21 protein-coding genes are annotated in these 22,764 nt (G+C 68.3%); 12 read left to right on the forward strand and 9 right to left on the reverse strand.

Annotated elements, in window-relative coordinates:
* Window positions 1-18: 18 nt before the first annotated feature.
* Both OG801_RS19605 and OG801_RS19610 read right to left on the reverse strand, forming a co-directional pair.
* On the reverse strand, window positions 19-558 hold the full coding sequence (locus OG801_RS19605) for a Clp protease N-terminal domain-containing protein (protein ID WP_406030715.1): 540 nt from the start codon (window positions 556-558) through the stop codon (window positions 19-21).
* Entirely contained in the window at window positions 558-770 is a 213-nt protein-coding gene (locus OG801_RS19610) for a helix-turn-helix domain-containing protein (protein WP_141802873.1), read from the reverse strand. Before OG801_RS19610 ends, OG801_RS19605 begins: the two co-directional genes overlap by 1 nt.
* Window positions 771-890: 120 nt before the next feature.
* On the opposite strand from OG801_RS19610, the gene OG801_RS19615 reads away from it, so the two are divergent.
* A complete protein-coding gene (locus OG801_RS19615; RefSeq protein WP_406030717.1) occupies window positions 891-2,093 on the forward strand; it encodes an MFS transporter in 1,203 nt (400 codons plus the stop codon).
* On the opposite strand, the gene ggpS is transcribed toward OG801_RS19615, so the two are convergent.
* On the reverse strand, window positions 2,090-4,372 hold the full coding sequence (gene ggpS, locus OG801_RS19620) for a glucosylglycerol-phosphate synthase (protein WP_406030719.1): 2,283 nt from the start codon (window positions 4,370-4,372) through the stop codon (window positions 2,090-2,092). The genes OG801_RS19615 and ggpS overlap by 4 nt on opposite strands.
* 440 nt (window positions 4,373-4,812) lie before the next feature.
* Between ggpS and trpS the strand changes: the two genes are divergently transcribed.
* From trpS to OG801_RS19640, 4 genes are all read left to right on the forward strand, one after another.
* Window positions 4,813-5,850: a tryptophan--tRNA ligase gene (gene trpS / locus OG801_RS19625; protein ID WP_355019692.1), complete on the forward strand. Its 1,038-nt coding sequence runs from the start codon at window positions 4,813-4,815 to the stop codon at window positions 5,848-5,850.
* Between the two features lie 12 nt (window positions 5,851-5,862).
* Window positions 5,863-6,387: a 2'-5' RNA ligase family protein gene (locus tag OG801_RS19630; protein WP_350665729.1), complete on the forward strand. Its 525-nt coding sequence runs from the start codon at window positions 5,863-5,865 to the stop codon at window positions 6,385-6,387.
* 45 nt (window positions 6,388-6,432) lie between these two features.
* Window positions 6,433-7,329 (forward strand): YihY/virulence factor BrkB family protein, encoded by an 897-nt coding sequence (locus OG801_RS19635; RefSeq protein WP_355019693.1) that lies wholly within the window; start codon window positions 6,433-6,435, stop codon window positions 7,327-7,329.
* Between the two features lie 61 nt (window positions 7,330-7,390).
* The gene (locus OG801_RS19640; protein WP_091052819.1) at window positions 7,391-7,615 is read left to right on the forward strand and encodes an SCO4848 family membrane protein; all 225 of its coding nucleotides are present in this window, start codon (window positions 7,391-7,393) and stop codon (window positions 7,613-7,615) included.
* 3 nt (window positions 7,616-7,618) lie between these two features.
* On the opposite strand, the gene OG801_RS19645 is transcribed toward OG801_RS19640, so the two are convergent.
* A complete protein-coding gene (locus tag OG801_RS19645; RefSeq protein WP_406030722.1) occupies window positions 7,619-8,074 on the reverse strand; it encodes a MarR family winged helix-turn-helix transcriptional regulator in 456 nt (151 codons plus the stop codon).
* Window positions 8,075-8,128: 54 nt separating this feature from the next.
* On the opposite strand from OG801_RS19645, the gene OG801_RS19650 reads away from it, so the two are divergent.
* Together OG801_RS19650 and OG801_RS19655 are read left to right on the forward strand one after the other, a co-directional pair.
* Window positions 8,129-8,545 carry an organic hydroperoxide resistance protein gene (locus tag OG801_RS19650; RefSeq protein WP_406030724.1) on the forward strand — a complete coding sequence of 139 codons (417 nt, stop codon included), beginning with the start codon at window positions 8,129-8,131 and terminating at the stop codon, window positions 8,543-8,545.
* 301 nt (window positions 8,546-8,846) lie between these two features.
* Window positions 8,847-9,752: a hypothetical protein gene (locus tag OG801_RS19655; RefSeq protein WP_406030725.1), complete on the forward strand. Its 906-nt coding sequence runs from the start codon at window positions 8,847-8,849 to the stop codon at window positions 9,750-9,752.
* Window positions 9,753-9,890: 138 nt separating this feature from the next.
* Here the strand turns inward: OG801_RS19655 and OG801_RS19660 are convergent, their stop codons facing one another.
* From OG801_RS19660 to OG801_RS19675, 4 genes are all read right to left on the reverse strand, one after another.
* Entirely contained in the window at window positions 9,891-10,631 is a 741-nt protein-coding gene (locus OG801_RS19660; protein ID WP_355019698.1) for a succinate dehydrogenase/fumarate reductase iron-sulfur subunit, read from the reverse strand.
* Window positions 10,628-12,682, reverse strand: coding sequence for a fumarate reductase/succinate dehydrogenase flavoprotein subunit (locus OG801_RS19665; RefSeq protein WP_406030727.1), 2,055 nt, complete (start codon window positions 12,680-12,682; stop codon window positions 10,628-10,630). The genes OG801_RS19660 and OG801_RS19665 overlap by 4 nt, the downstream gene beginning before the upstream one ends.
* A 13-nt stretch (window positions 12,683-12,695) precedes the next feature.
* A complete protein-coding gene (locus OG801_RS19670; protein WP_406030729.1) occupies window positions 12,696-13,349 on the reverse strand; it encodes a succinate dehydrogenase cytochrome b subunit in 654 nt (217 codons plus the stop codon).
* Between the two features lie 174 nt (window positions 13,350-13,523).
* Window positions 13,524-14,627 carry a glycosyltransferase gene (locus tag OG801_RS19675; protein WP_406030730.1) on the reverse strand — a complete coding sequence of 368 codons (1,104 nt, stop codon included), beginning with the start codon at window positions 14,625-14,627 and terminating at the stop codon, window positions 13,524-13,526.
* A gap of 104 nt (window positions 14,628-14,731) precedes the next feature.
* Here OG801_RS19675 and OG801_RS19680 point away from each other — a divergent pair, with 104 nt between their 5' ends.
* From OG801_RS19680 to OG801_RS19690, 3 genes are read left to right on the forward strand one after another with little or no spacing between them, the layout of a single operon-like run.
* Window positions 14,732-16,315, forward strand: coding sequence for a sulfatase-like hydrolase/transferase (locus OG801_RS19680; RefSeq protein WP_406030732.1), 1,584 nt, complete (start codon window positions 14,732-14,734; stop codon window positions 16,313-16,315).
* 49 nt (window positions 16,316-16,364) lie between these two features.
* The gene (locus OG801_RS19685) at window positions 16,365-17,909 is read left to right on the forward strand and encodes a sulfatase-like hydrolase/transferase (RefSeq protein ID WP_406030733.1); all 1,545 of its coding nucleotides are present in this window, start codon (window positions 16,365-16,367) and stop codon (window positions 17,907-17,909) included.
* Window positions 17,906-18,244: a DUF1707 domain-containing protein gene (locus OG801_RS19690; RefSeq protein WP_406030735.1), complete on the forward strand. Its 339-nt coding sequence runs from the start codon at window positions 17,906-17,908 to the stop codon at window positions 18,242-18,244. Before OG801_RS19685 ends, OG801_RS19690 begins: the two co-directional genes overlap by 4 nt.
* Here OG801_RS19690 and OG801_RS19695 read toward each other — a convergent pair.
* Window positions 18,241-18,672, reverse strand: a complete 432-nt coding sequence (locus tag OG801_RS19695) for a hypothetical protein (protein ID WP_406030737.1) — start codon at window positions 18,670-18,672, stop codon at window positions 18,241-18,243. The two genes, OG801_RS19690 and OG801_RS19695, sit on opposite strands and share 4 nt — an antisense overlap.
* A gap of 89 nt (window positions 18,673-18,761) precedes the next feature.
* On the opposite strand from OG801_RS19695, the gene OG801_RS19700 reads away from it, so the two are divergent.
* Both OG801_RS19700 and scpA read left to right on the forward strand, forming a co-directional pair.
* The gene (locus OG801_RS19700; protein WP_406030739.1) at window positions 18,762-20,552 is read left to right on the forward strand and encodes a methylmalonyl-CoA mutase family protein; all 1,791 of its coding nucleotides are present in this window, start codon (window positions 18,762-18,764) and stop codon (window positions 20,550-20,552) included.
* Window positions 20,549-22,747, forward strand: a complete 2,199-nt coding sequence (gene scpA, locus OG801_RS19705; protein WP_406030741.1) for a methylmalonyl-CoA mutase — start codon at window positions 20,549-20,551, stop codon at window positions 22,745-22,747. Before OG801_RS19700 ends, scpA begins: the two co-directional genes overlap by 4 nt.
* Window positions 22,748-22,764 lie beyond the last annotated feature (17 nt).

Consider the following 22,764-nt stretch of genomic DNA (forward strand, 5'->3'; position numbering starts at 1 on the left):
GGAGGCGGGGGTGAGACCTCAGGCGGCCTCGCCGTGCTCGAGCGTGTGGCGCAGCGCAGCAGCATCCACGCCGAGGGCCTGTAGGGCAACATGTCCTTCCCCCTCCGCGCGAAGGATGCCGAGCAGGATGTGCTCGGTGCCGATCGAGCGGTCCTTGAGTCGGATCGCCTCGCGCAGCGAGAGCTCGAGGACCTTCCTCGCGTCCTTGGTGAAAGGGATGTGCCCGCCGAGCCGGCGGCGTGGCTTCCCGCTGTCCAGGGCGCCGGCACCGAACACCTCCTCCACCTTGGAGCGCACCGCGTCCAGGTCGATCCCGAGCGTGGACAGCGCGTCGGCGTCGTCGTTGCCGAGGCGCCCGTGGGCACGCTCGATCTCCGCCCGCAGCCCAGCTGCATCGACCCCGGCCTCGGCGAGCGCCTGGGCGGCGGAAGAGCCTGCACTGGAGTCGATCGCCAGCAGCAGGTGGTCGTCGCCGATGCGCTCGTGACCGAGCTCGGCGGCGTACGTCTGGGCAGCGGTCACCGCATCGCGGGCCGGCCTGGTGAACCTCTCGAACATCACATCTCCTTCGCGTACTTCTTGTGGACCGCCTGTCGGCTGACCTCCAGCGCGTCGGCGATCTCCTGCCAGGCCCATCCCTGTCGGCGGGCGTTCGCCACCTGCAGCCGCTCCAGCGAGTCGGCGAGGCGGCGCAGTGCGAGCGCGGCTCGCAACCCGGTGCTCGGGTCGGCACTCGCGGCCGACTCGGCAAGGTCCTTCGCATCCGTCATGGTGTCAATATAGGTTGACACCAACGTCGTGTCAACCAGAGTTGACGAAACCGCGGGCGTCGGGACCCGTGTCACACCGATTCACGGAATAGCCCACAAATCGCCGAAGGTTAGGCAGTAGTGACCGACACCGCCAGCCCCGAGACCGCCGTCAGACCGGTCACCACCGTCCAGTTCGTGATCGCCATGCTCGCCCTCGCGACGGGCGGGTTCGCGATCGGTACGACCGAGTTCGTCACCATGGGCGTGCTGCCCGAGATCGCCGAGGGCGTCGGCGTCGGCACCTCCACGGCGGGCCACCTGATCAGCGCGTATGCGGTCGGGGTGGTGGTCGGCGTACCGATCCTCTCGTTCTTCGTCGCCCATCTTCCGCGCAAGGGACTGCTGCTGTCGCTGATGGCGGCGTACGCGCTGTTCAACCTGCTCAGCGCCGTCGCCGTCGACTACAAGATGCTGCTGGTCGCGAGGTTCCTCGACGGGCTCCCGCACGGCGCCTACTTCGGCGTCGCGACCATCGTCGCGACGTCGATGGCCGCACCGAAGCACCGCGGGCGAGCGGTGGCCCTGGTGATGCTCGGGCTCTCGGTCGCCAACGTGATCGGCGTCCCGTTCGCGACCTGGCTCGGTCAGACCGCCGGCTGGCGGGCACCGTACGCAGCTGCCGCAGGCCTCGCCCTGCTGACCGTGGTCCTGGTGCAGCTCTCGGTGCCCCACTTCCCGGGCGACCCGAACGCGACCGGTCGCAGCGAGGCCGGCCGGTTCTTCACCAACAAGCAGGTCTGGCTGACGATGCTCGCGGGCGCGATCGGGTTCGGCGGCATGTTCGCGGCTTACTCCTACATCTCCCCGATCGTCACCGACACCGCCGGCCTGGCCGAGGGAGCGGTGCCCTGGTTCGTCTTCGCGTTCGGCACCGGGATGGTCGTCGGCACCTGGGTCGCGGGGGAGCTGGCCCGCTGGTCGGTCATGGGCTCACTGCTCGCGAGCAGCCTGGGCATGGTGGCGGTGCTGACGCTCTTCTGGCTGGTCGCCCCGGCCGGGTGGTGGCTCGCGCCGGTCGCCTTCCTGACCACCGCCGTGGCGTCGGTGCTGGTGATCAACCTGCAGGTGCGCCTGATGGACGTCGCCGATGACGCGGTGACCCTCGGTGCGGCGATGAACCACGCGAGCCTCAACATCGCCAACGCCCTCGGCGCCTTCGCCGGTGGCATGGCCCTCGACGTCTGGAGCGTCCGCGAGGCGCCGTTGGTCGGCGCCGGCCTGGCCGCCGCCGGGATGCTGGTGCTGCTGTGGAGCACCAGCATCCACCGGCGTAGGGCCTAGAGGGCCTCCTCGTTGCCATCCGTGGCGGTGGCCGCCTCGACCGCCGCGAGGAACCCGTCGGCCCAGGCCTTGGAGTCGTGGTGGCGGATGGTGTCCCACAGCCCGCGCATCCGGTCCTTGGCCTCGGCCTCGTCCATATCGACGGCCTGCAGGAAGACCCGGACCATGTCGGAGACGTCGTGGGGGTTGGTCAGCACCGCGCCGCGCAGTTCGGCGGCAGCCCCGGCGAACTCAGAGAGCACCAGGGTGCCGCTCGTGCCGAGGAGACCGTGGACCGCGGCGTACTCCTTCGCGACCAGGTTGAGGCCGTCGCGCAGCGGGGTGATCCACATGACGTCGGCGTTGGCGTAGTAGGCCAGCAGCTCCTCGAACGGGATCGGCCGGAAGTAGAAGTGGACCGGCATCCAGCCCATCCGCGAGAACCGGCCGTTGATCCGCCCGACCGCCTGCTCGATCTGGTTCTGCAGCGTCTTGTAGACGGTCATCTCGCCGGCCGCGGGCACGCATACCAGCACCAGTGACAGCTCGCCCATCAGCGACGGGTCCTCGAGCAGCGCCCGCTCGAAGGCCTCGAGCTGCTGCAGCACGCCCTTGGTGTAGTCGAGCCGCGATACGGCCAGCGCGATCCGCTGGCCCTCGAACTCGTCCTTCACCCGAGCGATCGAGCTCTGCACCGCGGGGGAGGCCAGGGTCTGCTCGATCCGCTTCGTGTCGACACTGACCGGGTTGGCGCCCAGGTGCACCCGGCGTCCACCGACGTCGATCACCGAGGGCATGGTGTCCAGACCGAGAGCGAAGCCGTACGTCCGGAACCGCGGCGCCGAGTCCTCCGTCTCGATCACCTCGACCGGCGCCACGCCGCGGGCCACGTCGACGAAGTTCTCGACCTGGCGGGGGATGTGGAACGAGATGTAGTCGCACTGCAGCAGCGAGCCGATGATCTCGCGGCGCCACGGCACCACGTTGAACACGTCAGCGCCGGGGAAGTGGGTGTGGTGCAGGAACGCGATCTTCACGTCCGGCCGCATCTCCCGCAGGTAGGCCGGCACCATCCACAGGTTGTAGTCGTGGATCCAGACGATGCCTCCGTACGCCACCTCGGCCGCAGCCTGCTCGGCGAAGGCCCGGTTGACCCGGCAATAGACCTTCCAGTCCTCCTCCTTGAACTTCGCGCGTTCCCAGAAGGTGTGCAGCAGCGGCCAGAACGCTTCCTTGGAGAAGCGCTTGTAGAAGACGTCGACCTCCTTCTTCGACAGCGGCAGCCGGGAGGCCACAAGGCCCGGGTAGAGCTTGGGATCGACGACCGTGTGGGTGGCGAACTTGCCGCGCTTGGGGTCGTCGATGGACCAGGCGACCCAGGATCCGGTGCGCTCGGTGAAGAAGGAGAGCAGCGTCGGGATGATGCCGTTGGGCGACTTCGGTCGCCGGCGCTTGACCTCGCCGTCCTCGATGACCTCGTCATAGGGGAGGCGGTGGTAGACCATGACGAGGTCGGACTTCCCCGGGTCGTCGGCGTCGTTCTCCGGGTCGTAGATGTGCTCGTCGTCGAGCAGGTTGAAGTGACTGATCGCCTGCAGGATCCCGCCGGTGCCAGGGGCGGTGGCGTGGAACGTACGTTCCTTGTCGCGGGTCGCGTCCAGCAGCAGGTCCTCGGCCTCGCCGACGCAGACACCCGGGAACCCGATGTCGTACATCGACAGGTCGTTGAGGGTGTCGCCGGCCACCAGCACGCGGTCCTTGGGGATGCCGAGGTGCTCGACGAGCTTCGTCACGGTGTGGCCCTTGTTGATCCCGCCGGGCAGCACGTCGAGGTAGTGGCTGGCGGAGTAGAGCAGGTCGCAGCCGATCTGTGCGACCAGCGGGGCGAGGTCGTCGGTGACCGCCTCGGGGTCGCAGAAGTAGGAGACCCGGCGGTCCTGGGGCACGTTCTGCCGGACCAGTCCGGGGCGGTCGCCGATCTTCTCGAGCACGGTGAGCTCGCCCGGCCACTTGGCGGCGATCTCCTGCTGGATGGGCTCGACGGCGAGCAGGTCGTGTCCGGTCACGATGGTGGCGCCGACGTCGCAGATGATGAAGTCGGGCGTCGGGATGGTCGGGTCGGCGAGCAGCGGCAGCACCGACTCCAGCCCACGACCGGTGACGAAGGACAGCAGTACGTCCTCGCGGCGGCTCAGCGTCTGGTACAGCTTGACCTTCGCCTCGGGGTCGCCGGCTAGGAAGGTTCCGTCCAGATCGGTCGCAAGCAGCATGCGTGCGTTGGCAGCGGACGTGTCGTTCACAAGTCTCCTCGAGGGTCGCCTGGCCTCGAGGCCGATTCGGCAGCTGGCCCGAGGCTGCGGACCCCTTGGAGGATCCGCGGGTCGACCAAACAGGCTAACAGGGGCATGTGTCGGGCGGGAAAAGGGCATTTGACGGGCCATCGAATCCCCTCTGAGTAGAGCCTCTCAGGAGGTCCACAAACTCGTAAGAAATTGGATGCACCTGTTCGATAACTCCATCGAGAATCTGTCGTTGAGGGGGCATGCGGATCCTGCCCGCGGCCTTCGAGAAGACCGCGGGCGACCACGGTCCTCGACGTTGATCACGGGGGGCGCCGAGGCCCATGGCCGGCACGCAGGTCGGTGCCGCGGGCAGGGTCCACAGCTCGTACGGATCGGTTCTCGATCCTCTTCCTCCCACCATTTCGAGCCTTTCGGCGGGTGGCTGACAGAATGCGCACATGACCGGCAGCACTGCTCCTACGACTAGGCCCAGGGTCCTTTCCGGCATCCAGCCGACGGCGGACTCCTACCACCTCGGCAACTATCTCGGCGCGGTCCGGCAGTGGGTGAACCTGCAGGAGGAGCACGAGCCGTTCTTCTTCATCGCCGACCTGCACGCGATCACGGTCGAGCAGGACCCGAAGGTGCTCCGCGAGCGTACGCGGCGGGCCGCCGCTCAGCTGCTGGCCGCCGGTGTCGACCCGGAGCGGTCCGCGATCTTCGTCCAGTCCCACCTGCCCGAGCACGCTCAGCTCGGCTGGGTGATGCAGTGCATCACCTCGTTCGGTGAGGCCCGGCGGATGACCCAGTTCAAGGACAAGTCCGCCAAGGGCGGTGAGGGCGCGGCCTCCGTCGGCCTCTTCTCCTACCCGATGCTGATGGCCGCCGACATCCTGCTCTACCGCCCGGCGTACGTCCCGGTCGGCGAGGACCAGCGACAGCACCTCGAGCTGACCCGCGACCTCGCGCAGCGGTTCAACAGCCGTTACAAGAAGACGTTCCGGCTGCCCGAGCCCTACATCCTCAAGGAGGTCGCGAAGATCTACGACCTCCAGGACCCGGCGATCAAGATGTCCAAGTCGGCCTCGAGCCCGACCGGCCTGATCGACATGCTCGACGACCCGAAGGTCTCGGCGAAGAAGATCCGCTCCGCGGTCACCGACTCGGAGATGGAGATCCGCTTCGACGAGGAGGCCAAGCCGGGCGTCTCCAACCTGCTCCGGATCTACTCCGCGCTGACCGGCTCCGAGATCGAGACCCTGGTCGGCAAGTACGCCGGCAAGGGCTACGGCGATCTGAAGAAGGATCTCGCCGAGGTCGTCGTCGACTACGTCACCCCGTTCCGGGAGAAGACCTTCGAGGTTCTCGAGGACCGGGCGTACCTCGACGGCATCCTGCAGCAGGGTGCGGAGAAGGCAGGCGTGGTCGCCCGCAAGACTCTGGCCGACGTCTACGAGCGGGTTGGCTTTGTGGCCCCCGCGTCGCCGCTCGGCTAGTAAGGTCGGCGCATGCGCACCATCGGTGTTGCCATTGCTATCCCGGAGCCATGGGCAAGTCAGCTCCAGGACTACCGGACGTCTCTCGGGGACGCGACGGCGACCATGATCCCGACGCACATCACTCTTGTGCCCCCGACGGAGATCCACGACGACCTGCTGCCGGACGTCGAGAGCCATCTCGAGTCCGCAGCCTCGCGGGTCGCCCCGTTCAGCGTGCACCTGCGTGGCACCGGCACCTTCCGGCCGGTCTCGCCGGTGGTGTTCGTGGCAGTGGTGCAGGGCATCTCGGGCTGCGAACAGCTGGCCAACGCGGTCCGGCAGGGGCCGCTCGACCAGAAGCTCACGTTTCCCTATCACCCGCATGTCACGATCGCTCACGACCTTCCCGACGCTAGCCTCGACAAGGCTTTCGGTGAGCTGGCCGACTTCGAGTGCGAGTGGTCGGTCGAGGAGTTCCACCTCTATGTCCACGACGACACGGATGGCTGGCGCCCGACGCGGGAGTTCGCGCTGAGAGCAGCACTGACCGGTTGAGGCGGGCTCGGGTCCGCCCACGAACGACGGATGGGGGATCTCGGGATGAAGGACAAGGTCAAGGCAAAGATCGCCGAGCTGCGCGCGCGCTTCCCGGCGCTGGATCGGCTGGTGCGCACCCAGGAGCACTACGGCGAGGTGGGCGCCGCCCAGCAGGCCGGCGCGATCACCTACTTCGGTTTCCTGTCGACCTTCCCGATCCTCGCGCTCGCGTTCTTCGCCGTGGGCCAGATCGCCCAGGTCTACTCCGGAGCCGAGAGCGACCTCGTCGAGGCGATCGACCATGTCCTGCCCGGGCTGGTCGGCGACGGTCCCGGACAGCTGAAGATCGCCGACATCGAGAGTGCGGCCGGCGCGGTCGGGATCATCGGTGTCATCGGTCTGCTCTACGCCGGTCTCGGCTTCATCGACGGACTTCGCAAGGCCCTCGAGGCAGTGTTCCTGGTGCCCGACGAGGAGCAGCCGGGCTTCCTGGCGGCCAAGGCCCGTGACCTGGTCGCACTGATCGGGCTCGGCCTGATCCTGCTGGTCGCGGTGGCGTTCACCGGCCTCGTACGCACCTTCTCGGTCAACGTCCTGGACTGGATCGGCCTCGACGAAGGCTTCGGCTGGCTGATCGTCCTCCTCACCCTGGTGCTCGGCCTCGCGGCCAACACGGTGCTCTTCTTCGCGATGTTCCACCTGGCTCCCCAGAACGACAACCCGAAGCGCCCCCTGTGGGCCGGAGCAGTGCTCGGCGCGATCGGCTTCGAGATCCTCAAGCAGGCCTCGGCCCTGCTGCTCACGGCCACCCAGGGACAGCCCGCCTTCCAGGCCTTCGGCATCGCCCTCATCCTGGTCGTCTGGATCCACTACACCTCGATGGTGATCCTGTACGCCGCGTGCTTCGCACACGTGGGGGCGACCCCGGCCGAACCCAGCTCCGAGGCTGCATCGACGTGATCGCCCGCTTTACGGGCTGCTGGCCGGCGAGGCTTGGCCGGCGGATGAGAGAGTCGTACCCATGAAGCTCGAGAAGACTGACGGCGCGCTCCTTCTGGTCATCGGGGTCTGGACGATCGCGATCTGGACCAACTTCGGCCGCAACCTCGTCAAGACCGCCAAGGACCCGGAGCAGACCCGTCCGAAGCCCTACTACATCGCCCATGCGGTGCTCGTGGTCGTCGATGTTCTCCTCGGCGGCCTGCTGATCAAGCTCGGTGTTCAGCGGCTGCTGACCAGGGGATAGCCCTCAGGAGGACTCGGCCGTGTCGAGGTGGTCGACCAGTTCGGTGAGCTGGTCGCGCAGCGCGAGCGCCTCGTCACGGGTGATCCCCATCGATGCGCCGAGCTCCTGCGGCACGCTGGAGACCTGTTCCTCCAGGTCCCGGCCGTCCTCGGTCAGGCTGACCAGCACCCGGCGCTCGTCGCCGGGGTCGCGGTCGCGCCGCACCAGCCCGGCGGTCTCGAGCCGCTTGAGCAGCGGCGTCAGCGTGCCGGAGTCGAGCCGCAGCCGCTGGCCGAGGGAGGTCACCGAGAGCGGCTCCTCGCTCTCCCAGAGCACCAGCATCACCAGATACTGCGGATAGGTCAGCCCGGTGTCCTTGAGCAGGGTCGCATAGCGCTTCGTGACGGCTCTGGTCGCTGCGTACAGCGGGAAGCAGAGCTGAAGGTCGAGCGAGAGTTGCGGATAGGTACGTCCGGACACATCGACCAGTCTACCCCCTTGCGCTATTAAGTTGTGCGCAATATAGTTGTGCGCATGACACCGATCTACACAGCCACCGCAGTCAGCACCGGCGACGCCCGCAACGGCCACGTCCAGTCCTCCGACGGTCTCATCGACGCCGACGTCCGCATCCCCAAGGAGATGGGTGGTGCCGGCGGTGCCACGAACCCCGAGCAGCTCTTCGCCGCCGGCTACGCCGCCTGCTTCCACTCGGCCCTCAAGCTCGTCGCCGGCAAGGCCAAGGTCGACATGACCGACTCCGAGGTCGTCGCCGACGTGAGCATCGGTGAGAACGGCCAGGGCGGCTTCGGCCTCGCCGTACAGCTCGAGGTGACCATCCCCGGCGCCGACGCCGCGACCGCCCAGCAGCTCGCCGAGCAGGCCCACCAGGTCTGCCCCTACTCCAACGCCACTCGCGGCAACATCGAGGTCAAGCTCGCGGTCGTCTGAGGTTCCCCGATAGCGATACGACGGGACGTACTTGTCCATTACCGACTGGTAGGCCGACAAGAACGTCCCGTCGTATCTGTTGCTGGGCGAGTTATCCACAGGGGTTCGGATTGCGGGTGCGTGTCGATCGCATCTGGCTCACCATCCCTCTATGACTTCTCGGACGGCTCACTTTCGCCCGGCACCTCATGGTGACCGGGGGCTTGGGCTCGTCGCGCCGGTGCGCGTGGATCCGACGGGGAAGAGGGGGCCGACGCCCAGGCAGGTGCGGGGGAGCGCCTGGCGTCGGACCGGACCTGGTTTGTACGTCCCCGCCTCCGTCGACTCCGACCGACCTCAGCAGCGGGTGCTGGAGGCAGCGACGGAGATTCCTGGAGGCCACGTCACCGGCTGGGCGGCCTTCGCCTGGGCCGGAGCGCGCTGGTTCGACGGGCTCGACGGGAACGGCAATGCGAGGCCCGTACCGATCGTCATCACCAACCATCGTTACCGAAGCCGGCCGGGCATCCTGCTCACGGCGGAGCGGTTGCCGCTGAGTCAGTGGTACGTCCTCGATGGAGTCAGCGGAACCCATCCGCTCCGTTCGGCGGCTTACGAGGCGCGCCGTGCCTCGTCGCTTCGGCGAGCGGTGGTCGTGCTCGACATGGCGCTGCAGACCGACCGCATATCGATCGCCGAGCTGGTCGAGCACGCCGGCACGCTCAACGGTTGGTACGGAGTCGAACAGTTCCGCCAGGCCATCGGACTCGCCGACGAGAACAGCTGGTCGCCGATGGAACCCGAGATGCGCCTGCACTGGGAGCTCGATCTCGGGCTGCCGCGTCCACTGTGCAACCACCCGATCTTCGACCTCGCCGGAAACCACATCGGCACTCCAGATCTGCTCGACGTCGAGGCCGGGGTCGTCGGTGAGTACGACGGCGGCCTACACCTCGCCGGCGAGCGCCGTGCCAGCGACATCCAGCGGGAGAGCCTCTTCCGTAGAGCCGGCCTGGAGTACGTCACCATGACCTCGATCGACCGGCGTGACCCCACTCAGTTCCTGCGACGTACGAAGGAAGCGCGGGAACGAGTGCTGCGCCTCGGACCGGAGCGTCGATGGACGGTCGATCAACCGGCGTGGTGGACGCCCACGGTCACGGTCGAGCAGCGCCGCTCACTGACGGCCGCCGACCGCGAGCGCTTCCTGAGACACCGAGCCGCCTGAGGCTGAGCTGGTGCAGATACGACGGGACGTTCTGGTCGCACTACCCGTCGGTAACCGACAAGAACGTCCCGTCGTACCGGGAAACGGCCGAAGGGCCGCCTCCACACGGGAGGGCGGCCCTTCGGTTGGAACCAGACGTCAGCCGAGGATGAGCGACTTGCGCAGGTCCTTGTTCAGCTGCGAGATCACGTCGAGCGGGATCTCCTTGGGGCAGGCGGAGGCGCATTCACCGATGTTGGTGCAGCCACCGAAGCCCTCGGCGTCGTGCTGGCCGACCATGGACTGCACGCGGGAGTAGCGCTCCGGCTGGCCCTGCGGCAGCTCACCGAGGTGGGTGATCTTCGCGCCGAGGAACAGCGAGGCGGAGCCGTTGGGGCAGGCGGCGACGCAGGCGCCGCAGCCGATGCAGGTGGCCGTGTTGAACGCCCGCATGGCCTTGTCGCGCGGGGCCGGCACCGAGTTGGCCTCGGGGGCCGAGCCGGTGTTGGCCGAGATGTAGCCGCCGTTCTGGATGATCCGGTCGAACGCGGAGCGGTCGACGATCAGGTCCTTGACGATCGGGAACGACGAGGCGCGCCACGGCTCGATGGTGATGGTGTCACCGTCGTTGAAGGAGCGCATGTGGAGCTGGCAGGTCGTGGTGACCTCCGGGCCGTGTGCCTCGCCGTTGATCATCAGCGAACACATGCCGCAGATGCCCTCGCGACAGTCGGAGTCGAACGCGACCGGCTCCTCGTCGTTGTGCAGGAGCTGCTCGTTGAGCAGGTCGAGCATCTCGAGGAACGACATGTCCGAGGACACCCCGTCCAGCTCGTACGTCTTGAGCGCACCCTTCTCGGACGCGTCGGCCTGCCGCCAGATCTTGAGGGTGAGCTTCACTTGTAGGACCTCTGCTTCATCTCGATGGCGGTGTAGATCAGATCTTCCTTGTGGAGGACAGGGGCGCCGTCCTCGCCACCGAACTCCCAGGCCGCGACGTAGGCGAACTCGTCGTCGTGACGCATCGCCTCGCCGTCCTCGGTCTGCGACTCGCCTCGGAAGTGGCCGCCGCAGGACTCGCGCCGGTTGAGCGCGTCGATGCACATGAGCTCACCGAGCTCGATGAAGTCGGCGACACGGCCGGCCTTCTCGAGGTCCTGGTTGAGGGAGTCGGCTGAGCCGAGGACCTTGACGTTGGTCCAGAACTCCTTCTTGAGCTCGCGGATCAGGCCGATGGCCTTCTTGAGGCCCTCCTCGGTCCGCTCCATGCCGCAGTACTCCCACATGATCAGGCCGAGCTCCTTGTGGATCGACTCGACCGAGCGGGTGCCGTTGATCGACATGAACTTGTCGATCCGCTCCTGGACCGACTGCTTCGCCTCGACGACCGCCGGGTGCTCCTCGGAGATGGGCTCGAACGGCCCGTCGGCGAGGTACTCGCGGATGGTGTTCGGGAGCACGAAGTAGCCGTCGGCCAGACCCTGCATCAGCGCCGAGGCGCCGAGGCGGTTCGCGCCGTGGTCGGAGAAGTTGGCCTCACCGGTGCAGTAGAGACCCTCGATGTTGGTCGAGAGCTCGTAGTCGACCCACAGGCCGCCCATGACGTAGTGGACGGCGGGGTAGATGCGCATCGGCAGCTCGTAGGGGTTCTCACCCGTGATCCGCTCGTACATGTCGAGGAGGTTGTCGTACTTCTCCTCGATCGCGGCCTTGCCGAGGCGCTCGATCGCGGCACCCAGGTCGAGGTAGACGCCGCGGCGGAACTTCTTGACCGTGCCGTCGGGCTGGGTCTCGTCGACCTCCGGACCGACACCGCGGCCCTCGTCGCACATGTACTTCGCGGCGCGCGAGGCGATGTCGCGGGGGACCAGGTTTCCGAAGGAGGGGTAGATCCGCTCCAGGAAGTAGTCGCGGTCCTCCTCGGGGATCTCACGCGGGTCCTTGGCGCAGTCCTCGGCGTTCTTGGGCACCCAGATGCGGCCGTCGTTACGCAGCGACTCCGACATCAGGGTCAGCTTCGACTGGTGGGCGCCGGTCACCGGGATGCAGGTCGGGTGGATCTGCGTGTAGCAGGGGTTGGCCATGTAGGCGCCCTTGCGGTGCGCACGCCACGTGGCGGTGACGTTGGACCCCATCGCGTTGGTCGAGAGGTAGAAGACGTTGCCGTAGCCGCCGGTCGCGAGAACGACCACGTCGGCCAGGTGGGTCTCGATCTCGCCGGTGACCATGTCGCGGGCGATGATGCCGCGGGCCTTGCCGTCGGCGACGATCAGCTCGAGCATCTCGTGGCGCGTGAACTGCTCCACGGTGCCGGCGGCGACCTGGCGCTCCATGGCCTGGTAGGCGCCGATGAGGAGCTGCTGCCCCGTCTGGCCGCGGGCGTAGAACGTACGCGACACCTGCACGCCACCGAAGGATCGGTTGTCGAGCAGACCGCCGTACTCGCGGGCGAAGGGCACGCCCTGGGCCACGCACTGGTCGATGATGTTCACCGACTCCTCGGCGAGGCGGTAGACGTTGGACTCGCGGGCGCGGTAGTCGCCGCCCTTGACCGTGTCGTAGAAGAGCCGGTAGGCCGAGTCGCCGTCGCCCTTGTAGTTCTTGGCGGCGTTGATGCCGCCCTGGGCGGCGATCGAGTGGGCGCGACGCGGGGAGTCCTGGTAGCAGAACGACTTCACGTTGTAGCCGGCCTCGCCGAGCGTGGCGGCAGCGGCGCCGCCGGCCAGGCCGGTGCCGACGATGATGATCGACAGCTTGCGGCGGTTGGCCGGGTTGACCAGGCGGTTCTCGAACTTGCGGGTCGTCCAGCGCTCCTCGATCGGACCGGTCGGAGCCTTAGGGTCGACGAGCTTGTCGCCGAGCACGTAGTAGCCCGCGGCGTCGTCGGATTTCTGGACCGGTGCCTCGTTGGTCGGGGTGAGGCCGGGCAGGTAGTGGGTTCCAGCAGCCATGTGTCAGATGTCCTTACGAGATGACGCCGAAGACGGTGAACAGGGGGACCAGCGAGAAGCCGCCGGCGATCACGATCGCGACGACCCAGCCGGCGACGCGGGCCCTGGCACGCGACTCAGCGGTGTTGGTGAACCCGAGCGTCTGGATGGCGCTGAAGGTGCCGTGGTGCAGGTGGAACGCGAGCGCGAGCATCGCGAACAGGTAGATGGCGACCATCCACCACTGCTCCGGCAGGAAGGAGTTCACCAGGAGCCGGTAAGGGTTCTCGGTGATCTCCGGGGCCTGCCCGCCCGTGCCCACGTTGATCTTCGCGATGGTGAAGTGGAGCAGGTGCCAGATGATGAAGACGAGCAGGGTCACGCCGCCCCAGCGCATGGTGCGCGAGGAGAGCGACGAAGCCTTGTTCTTCTTCACCGCGTACTTGACGGGCCGCTGGGCGTGCGCACGCATGGAGAGCGCCACCGCGGCGCCGACGTGCGCGACCAGCGAGCCCAGGAGCACCACCCGGAGGATCCAGAGGAGGCCGCCGTACGGAAGGTACGGCTCCCCGAACGTACGCAGGTGCTCGGCGTACTCGTTGTAGGCCATCTCGCCGCTGAAGGCTTTGAGGTTGCCGTACATGTGCACCAGCACAAACAGGATGAAGACGATGCCGCTGGCCGCCATAAGGAGCTTCAGGGCGATCGTTGAGCGCGTCGACCGCGCGCCTTTGATCAGAGTCGTGGTTGCCACGGCACGCACGCTACTACCCCTCATACCCGAACTTGTACGCAGGGAGTATGTGACATTTTCGGCGCTGCGCGGGCGGGTGGGGTTACTGACGAGTATCTTGGGAACGGGTTAGGCAAGCCTAACAGCAGGGTGCGCATTCTCCCCGGCGATGGTGTGAGATTGTGAGGACCGGTACTCGGTCAGTGCGACCAGACGGGCCAGCAGCTCGTCGACCGCATCGGTCCAAGGCCGCGTCGCGACCAGCTCCCGACCGCGGTCGCCGAGCAGGTGCCGCCGGGGGTCGGAGACGACCGAGGCGACCGCATCCGCGAGCTCCCGGGCGCGGGCCGGGTTGTAGAGCAATCCGGTCTCCATGTGCTGGACGATCTCAGCCGCCGCGCCGGCGCGCGGGGCGACCACCGGGAGGGCGCTGGCCGCGGCCTCACGCAGGATGTGGCCACAGCCCTCCTCCTCCCCGGGGTGGACGAGAACGTCGAGCGAGGCCAGTGCGACGGCCAGGTCGCCGGTGCCCAGCGGACCGGTCAGCTTCGCCTGCGGGACCCGCTGCTTGAGCCAGCCGCGCTGGGGCCCGTCGCCGATGATGACGAGGCGGATCCCGGGCACCACGGTGAGCTCGGCGAGGCGGCGTACGCCATGGCTCTTGGCGAGGTTGCCCGCGTAGCCGACCACGACCAGCGGTGTGGGCCGGGACTTCGCCTTGGACCAGCGGCGGTGGAGCCAGTCGTCGCGCAGACTGGGCGAGAAGGCGGCCGTGTCGACCCCCGGCTCCCACACCTCGGCGGCGACGTCGATCGCCGCGAGCGTGCGGCGCAGATACTCGCTTGTGACAAAGATCTCATCGGCGTACGCGGCGATCGAGGTGCTCCAGGTGAGCGCCGCCTTGGGCGAGAGAGGGGACTGCTGGACGACCAGCGTCGTCGCAGCGGCTGCTGTCGGCGACGAGAGCGCCTTGCGGCCCAGGCGACCCGGGTCGAAGGTGACCACGACGTCCGGCTCGAAGGACTCCAGGGCGCTGCGTACCTGACGGCCGGTCTTGGCGATCGGCGAGACGCGGACGACCCGGCTGTTGCGGTAGACCGAGAGTCCGGGGCCGGGCGCGATGAACCGCACCTCGTGGCCCGACTCGATCATGCGGTCGGCGATGGCCTTCACCGTGGTTGTGACACCATCGATGGTAGGAAAGAAGCTCTCGGTGACCAGCGCCATCTTCATAGGACCAGCGTCCTGCCCGGGGATGGCGAGAGCGCGACGTGCGCGTTGACCTGGGATGAACCATCGGCACGGCCAGTAGACGACCAGCATGATGAGGACAATCAGTGGCGGTACCCAGGCGGGTCTGGACGCTTTCGGCAGCAGCACTCGCGGTGGCTGGGGTCGTCGGCGGAGTCGTGGGGCTGGCGGGCTGTGGTCAGGCGCCGACCCAGCAGCCGTCGGGCGCGCGCGTCTCTGAACAGCCCTCGACCGCCACCCCGGCCTTCGAGATGCCGGTCGAGAAGCCCAACCTGCTGATGATCACGGTCGACGACCTCTCCGCCCTCGACATGGACTACCTGCCGAGCGTGCAGAAGCTCGTGGGCGACAGCGGCGTCACCTTCACCGACGCGGTCGCGCCGACGCCGATCTGCGTGCCGGCCCGCGCCTCGCTGCTCTCGGGGCAGTACGCCCACAACCACGGCGCCCACACAATCCACGGCCCCGAGGGTGGCTATCCCTCCTTCGACGACTCCGCGACCCTGGCCACCTCGTTGCAGGAGGCGGGCTACTCGACGGTGTTCACCGGGAAGTACCTCAACGAGTACGGCGACGCGGGGACCGAGCGCGACCTGCCCCCAGGCTGGGACGAGTGGCGCGCGACCGTCGACCCGTCGACGTACAACTATCTGGGCGCGAAGTTCAACGTCAACGGCCGCCTGGTCAAGCCGAAGGGCTACTCGACCACCGTCATCACTCAGCAGGCGAAGGCGGCGCTGACGGACGCGAGGAAGAAGCCCGGGGCCGAGGAGAAGCCGTGGTTCCAGTGGGTCAACTACGTGGCACCGCACATCGGCGGGCCGACGGAGAAGGGTGACCCCAAGCAGCGCTTCCCGGGCACCAAGGGCGCGATCGGCGTGCCGGTGCCGGACAAGCAGGACCGGGACAAGTACGCCGACGAGCCGATCCCGCAGCAGCCCAACCTGTTCCCGGAGGCGCGCAAGAAGTTCCCGAAGGGGTCCCCGTCGCGGAAGAACCCCTCGCAGATCGAGAAGGACGCCTACCGGCTCTCCTATCAGCGGCGGATCGAGTCGGCGCGCAGCCTGGACCGCAACATCGCCTCCCTGCTCGGTGGGCTGAAGAAGAGCGGCGACCTGGCGCGCACGCTGGTCGTGTTCACCTCCGACAACGGGTTCTCGAGCGGCTACCACAACTTCAACGGCAAGCTCTGGTACTACGAGGAGTCGCTGCGGATCCCGGTGCTGATGAGCGGTCCCGGCGTACCGAAGGGGCGCGAGGTCGGGACCACGCTGACCAATCCGGACATCGCCACGACGCTGCTCGCGGCGGCCGGCGCCGACGACCCGCACGAGCCCGACGGCATTGACATCCTGCCGTGGCTGCGTGCGCCCGAACAGACCCGTGTCGTCCCGATCGAGGCGTGGCCGACCTCCGACGGCACCTCGCGGCTCTGGTCCGGGGTGCGCGTGGGGCGGTGGACCTACGTCGAGCTGACGACCGGTGAGGCCGAGCTCTACGACCGCACCAACGATCCGTACGAGATGACGAACCTCGCCGACGACCCGGCCCACGCCAAGACGGTCTCCCGGCTGGCCGATCTGACTGACAAGTACCGCGACTGCGCCGGCGACGGCTGTCCCAAGAAGATGTACGCCGCCGACCGCCCGCTTGATCTGGCGGGGCTGTAACGGGTTAAAGTAGACTAAATAACTCTTATTACTTTGGGAGTGTTTGGTCATGCCGGTCGGCAACATGTTCACGCGTCGCAAGCGCGCCGCTGTGGCGACGGTGGCGATGAGCGCCCTCGCGGTGACCGGCCTGGTGCACGAGCCGGCCGCCGTGGCCGCGGGCCCGACGCGTACGCCTGCCCTGGAGCGGCCCGCGGAGAGGCCGAACCTGCTGATGGTCACGGTCGACGACCTCTCCTCCCTCGACATGGACTACCTGCCGCGGGTGCGGAAGCTGGTCGAGCGGACCGGGGTCTCCTTCTCCGAGGGGATCGCGCCGACGCCGATCTGCGTGCCCGCGCGGGCCTCGCTGCTGACCGGGCAGTACGCCCACAACCACGGTGCGCGCACGATCGAGGGGCCGTACGGCGGGTATCAGGCCTTCGATGACTCCGCGACGGTCGCCACCTCGCTGCAGGATGCGGGCTACTCGACGATCCTGGCGGGGAAGTACCTCAACGGCTACGGCGAGGGCGCGACCCGCGGCGACGTGCCGCCCGGGTGGGATCAGTGGCGCGCGACCGTCGACCCGTCGACCTACAACTTCCGGTCGCCGAAGTTCAGCGTCAACGGCGAGATCATCAAGTCCAAGGGCTACTCCTCGACCGTCATCACCGAGCAGGCGAAGGCCGGGATCGCGGCCGAACGCGCCAGCGGGAAGCCCTGGTTCGCCTGGGTCAACTATGTGGCGCCGCACCACGGCGGGCCGTCCGGGCCGGACGATCCGAAGAAGATCTACCGGGGCACCGACGCCGCCCTGTCGGTCACCGTGCCCGACACCCAGGACCGCGGGTTCTACGACAATGCGCAGATCCCGGCGCGGCCCAACCTCTTTCCCGAGGACACTTCCGGCTACGCGAAGGGCTCGCCCGGGCGCAGGAAGTTCAACCCGCGGAAGAAGGACGCCCTCCGGATCGCCTACCAGCGCCGACTCGAGGCCATCCGCAGCCTGGATCGCAACATCGCCTCGCTGATCGCCTCGCTCAAGCGCAGCGGTGAGCTGAAGCGGACGCTGGTCGTGTTCACCTCCGACAACGGCTTCTCGAACGGCTATCACAACCTCAACGGCAAGCTGTGGCACTACGACGAGTCGCTGCGGATCCCGGTGCTGATGAGCGGTCCCGGGGTGCCGCGTGGCCGCACGGTGCGGACCCCGGTCACCAACCCGGATCTCGCCGCCACCCTGCTGGCGGCGGCGGGGGCTCGGCCACCTCGAGCGCCGGACGGGATCGACATCATGCCGTGGCTGAGCGCGCCCGAGCAGGTCCGCGCCATCCCGATCAGCGGCTGGCGGGTGACCGACGGGAGCAGGCAGCTGTGGTCCGGCGTCCGGGTCGGCTCCTGGACCTACGCCCGCCTGCACACCGGCCAGGTCGAGGTCTACGACCGCTCCTCGGACCCCTATGAGCAGCACAACCTCGCCGCCGACCCGGCGGTCGCGGAGACCGTGAAGGCGCTCGCGAGGCTCGCCGACCGCTACCGGGACTGCGCCGCCTCGACCTGCCCGAAGGACCTGTACGCCTCTGGCTGGGCGCTCGATCTGGAGACGCTGTGACGAGGGTCGGTGACCTGGAGCGCGAGGCCGCGCGGGCGCGGCTCGTCGAGGCGTACGCCGCGGGGAGGATCGACGCGCCCGAGCTGGAGTCGCGTGCCGAGGCGGTGTGGGGTGCGGCCCGGTCCGCCGACCTCGTCGCGGTGGTCGACGACCTGGGCGAGGATCCGGCTCCGCCTGGTGCGGCGAACCACCGTCTCGTACGCGATCTTCTGGTGTTCCTGATCTGCGGCGTGATCGCCGTCCTGGTCTGGCACCTCACCGGGAAGGGGTTCTTCTGGCCCGTGTGGGTGCTGGTCTACACCGGCCTGCCGCTGCTGCGTCTGTGGCGGGACTAGGACTGCTTGGCGAGGGTGTCGGCGGGGACGTTGCCCGCCTCGATCTCCCGCGCCAGCTCGGTGATGCGTACGCCACTGGCTCGCCAATCGCCCGCGCGCTCCTCGTAGATGGGGTGGAAGCTGCGGCGGACCTCGACGGTCCAGTGACGGCCGAAGACGACCCGGGCGCCGACGGCGAAGGGGAGGATCGCGAGCAGGAGGAGGAGCTCGATGCCGGTGAGCAGCATGACCGCGACGACTACGACGAGGATCGGCAGCGCGATGATGAGCCAGAGCACCATGAGGATCGCGCTGATCGGATCGTCGCCGGAAGGCGCGCCGAGAGGGACCTCTAGTCCGTCGAGACTCAGACGGCGCGACTTCCGCTGCCACGGGACCCATCGTCGGGTGATCCGATAGACCTGTCCGCCTGGAGTGCGTACCTTCACGGCGGTCAACCTAGCGGCGCGTCTCAGTTAGCGGTTGTAAACCTCACACTTTGTGGTCACCGCCACTTCATCGGCCTAAGGTTCGACCCATGAACGACGCCGCTCGCGACGACTCGTTGCGCCTTGCCCAGCCGGCGGATGCCCATTCCCAGGCAGAGTGGGAGGCGGCGACCGCTGCCGTCCTCCGCAAGAGCGGTCGGCTGACCGCTGACGACGCCGACTCGCTCGTCTGGGACAAGCTGACGCGCACCTCCCTCGATGGACTCCGGATCGCCCCGCTCGGCCTGCCGGACACGTCCTTCGCCGACGCGGCGCGTCCCACGCGCGCCGGCGCCTGGGACATCCGCTCGCTCGTCTCCGGTCTCTCCGGGGTGGACGCCAAGGCGGCCAACGAGGCCGCGCTGGTCGACCTGGACGGCGGGGTGTCCTCGCTGTGGGTGGCCGCCGACGAGACCACCGACCTCGCTGTGCTCCTCGACAAGGTGCTCCTCGACCTGGCGCCGATCGTGCTCGACGCGCCGCTCGGTGCGGTCAAGGTCGCCCAGAACCTGCTCGCGCTGATCGCCGAGCGCGGTGCCGGGCTGCACGCCGCGACCAACCTGGGTGCCGACCCGATGGGCGCGCTGCTGCGCGACCTGCCGCTGGCGCCCGACGAGGCGTTCGCCGAGCTGGTCGATCTCGCTCGTCTGGCGCAGGGGATCGGGGTCCGGGCGATCGTTGTCGATGCCACGGCTGCGCATGATCTGGGCGCGTCCGACGTGCAGGAGCTCGGCTGGTCGGTCGCGGTCGGCGTCGCCTACCTGCGCGCCCTGACCGAGGCTGGCTTCTCACCCGCCGTCGCGGCGAACCTCATCGAGTTCCGGTTCGCGGCCACCGACGAGCAGTTCCCGACGATCGCCAAGCTGCGGGCCGCTCGTCAGCTGTGGACACGAGTCCTCGAGCTCTCCGGGGCCGAGGGCGTGGAGATGCGCATCCACGCGGTGAGCTCGCGGCCGATGCTGTCGAAGTACGACCCTTACGTGAACATGCTGCGCGGCACCGTCGCCGCCTTCGCCGCCGGTGTCGGCGGCGCGGACGCGGTGACCGTGCTGCCCTTCGACTCCGCCAACGGCGTGCCGGACGGGTTCGGGCGACGGATCGCTCGCAACGTGTCCCACCTGCTGATCGACGAGTCCCACGTCGCGGCCGTCGCCGACCCCGCCGGTGGTTCCTTCGCCGTCGAGCAGCTGACCGCCGACATGGCCGCGGCCGGCTGGGAGGCGTTCATCGAGCTCGAGGAGGAGTGGACCGGGGCGAACGCCGTCGGAGGCCACGACTTCTCGCCCTTCCGCGACCGGATCGCCGCGGTCTCCGCCGAGCGGGAGAAGGCGATCGCTCGGCGCAGGCGCCCGATCACCGGGCTCACCGAGTTCCCCAACCTCGCCGAGACGCTCCCCGAGCGTCCGGTCGACCCGCTGAACGAGCGGGTGGTGCGCTACGGAGCCTCCTTCGAGGCCCTGCGTGACATTCCCGCCACCACCAAGGTCTTCCTCGCCACCATCGGCACGGTCGCCCAGCACACCGCCCGGGCGACGTTCGCGACCAACCTCCTCGCCGCCGGTGGCATCGGCGTCGAGGTCGCTGGCGCGACCGCCGACGCCGATGACCTCGCCGGGAAGTACCGTGCGACCGGCGCGCCCCCGGTCGTCTGCCTGGCAGGCTCGGACAAGACGTACGCCGAGTGGGGTGCGGCCGCGATCGCGGCCCTCCGCGAGGCAGGCGCCACGCACGTGATCATCGCCGGGAAGCCCGACGCCGTCGACGCCGAGGTGGACGACGCCGCCTCGATGGGTGTCGACGCGCTCGCCTTCCTGACCGCTACGAGGGAGAAGCTCGCATGACGATTCCCGGCTCGTTCAAAGGGATCCCGCTGAACGGTGACTCTGTTGGTTTCGACACGCCTTCGCCTAGCGGCTCCGGCGGCTCAACCGACGGAGCGCCGTGGCTGAGCCCCGAGGGCATCGAGATCCAGCCGGCGTACGGGCCTGCGGATCTCGAGGGTCTCGACGCGCTCGACACCTTCCCCGGTCTGAGCCCGTTCCTGCGCGGGCCCTACCCGACGATGTACACGACCCAGCCGTGGACGATCCGGCAGTACGCCGGGTTCTCGACCGCTGAGGAGTCCAACGCGTTCTACCGCCGCAACCTCGCCGCCGGCCAGAAGGGCCTGAGCGTCGCCTTCGACCTGGCCACCCACCGTGGCTACGACTCCGACCACCCGCGCGTGCGCGGCGATGTCGGCATGGCGGGCGTCGCGATCGACTCCATCTACGACACCAGGACGCTGTTCGACGGCATCCCGCTGGACCAGATGTCGGTCTCGATGACCATGAACGGTGCGGTGCTGCCGGTGCTGGCGCTCTACATCGTCGCGGCCGAGGAGCAGGGGGTGCCTCCGGAGAAGCTGGCCGGGACCATCCAGAACGACATCCTCAAGGAGTTCATGGTCCGCAACACCTACATCTACCCGCCGGCGGCGTCGATGAGGATCATCGGCGACATCTTCTCCTACACCGCCGCGAAGATGCCCCGGTTCAACTCGATCTCGATCTCCGGCTACCACATGCAGGAGGCCGGGGCGACGGCCGATCTCGAGCTCGCCTACACGCTGGCCGACGGCGTCGAATACCTGCGCACCGGTCTGGCCGCGGGCCTCGACGTCGACGCGTTCGCGCCGCGGCTCAGCTTCTTCTGGGCGATCGGGATGAACTTCTTCATGGAGGTCGCCAAGATGCGCGCGGCCCGCGCGCTGTGGTCGCGTCTGGTCTCGCAGTTCGACCCGTCCAACCCGAAGTCGCTGTCACTGCGGACCCACTCGCAGACCTCCGGCTGGTCGCTGACCGCCCAGGACGTCTTCAACAACGTCGGCCGCACCGCGATCGAGGCGATGGCCGCGACCCAGGGCCACACCCAGTCGCTGCACACGAACGCTCTGGACGAGGCGATCGCGCTGCCGACCGACTTTTCGGCCCGCATCGCCCGCAACACCCAGCTGCTGCTGCAGCAGGAGTCCGGCACCACCGAGATCATCGACCCGTGGGGCGGCTCCTACTACGTCGAGCGTTTGACGCACGATCTCGCCGAGCGCGCCTGGGCACACATTCAGGAGGCCGAGGCGGCCGGTGGGATGGCCAAGGCGATCGAGCAGGGCATCCCGAAGATGCGCATCGAGGAGGCGGCCGCCCGCACCCAGGCGCGCCTCGACTCCGGTGCCCAGAAGTTGATCGGCGTCAACACCTTCCGGCTCCCCTCCGAGGACCCGCTCGACGTGCTCAAGGTCGACAACGACCAGGTCTACAAGCAGCAGCTCGCCAAGCTCGAGCGGCTGCGCGCGGAGCGTGACGACGAGGACGTACGCCGGGCCCTGGAGGCCATCACCAATGCGGCCGGTTCGACGAGCAAGCCCAGCGGCACCGGCAACCTGGATGGCAACCTGCTCAAGCTGGCCGTCGACGCGGCCCGTGCGAAGGCGACCGTCGGGGAGATCTCCGACGCGATGGAGAAGGCCTGGGGACGCCACCAGGCCGTCATCCGTACCATCTCCGGTGTGTATCGGGACGAGGCGACGACGTCGGGTGACTCGAAGGTCACCGAGGTGCTGAAGGCGACCAAGGAGTTCGAGGAGGCCGAGGGCCGCCGCCCGCGGATCCTGGTGGCGAAGATGGGTCAGGACGGCCACGACCGTGGCCAGAAGGTCGTGGTCTCGGCCTTCGCGGACCTCGGCTTCGACGTGGACGTAGGCCCGCTGTTCTCCACGCCCGAGGAGGTCGCGCAGCAGGCGGTCGACGCCGACGTACACATCGTCGGGGTCTCGTCGCTGGCTGCCGGTCACCTCACGCTGCTCCCCGCGCTGAAGGCGGCGCTGGAGGAGCAGGGGCGCCCGGACATCATGATCGTCATCGGCGGGGTCATCCCTCCCGACGACGTCGCCACGCTCGAGCAGATGGGCGCCGCCGCGGTCTTCCTGCCCGGCACCGTCATCGCCGACTCCGCCATCGACCTGCTCGGTCGTCTGCGGGAGCAGCTCGATCACTGACCGTCCTGAGTATGTCC

Source organism: Nocardioides sp. NBC_00163, from assembly GCF_045206295.1.
GTDB lineage: Bacteria > Actinomycetota > Actinomycetes > Propionibacteriales > Nocardioidaceae > Nocardioides.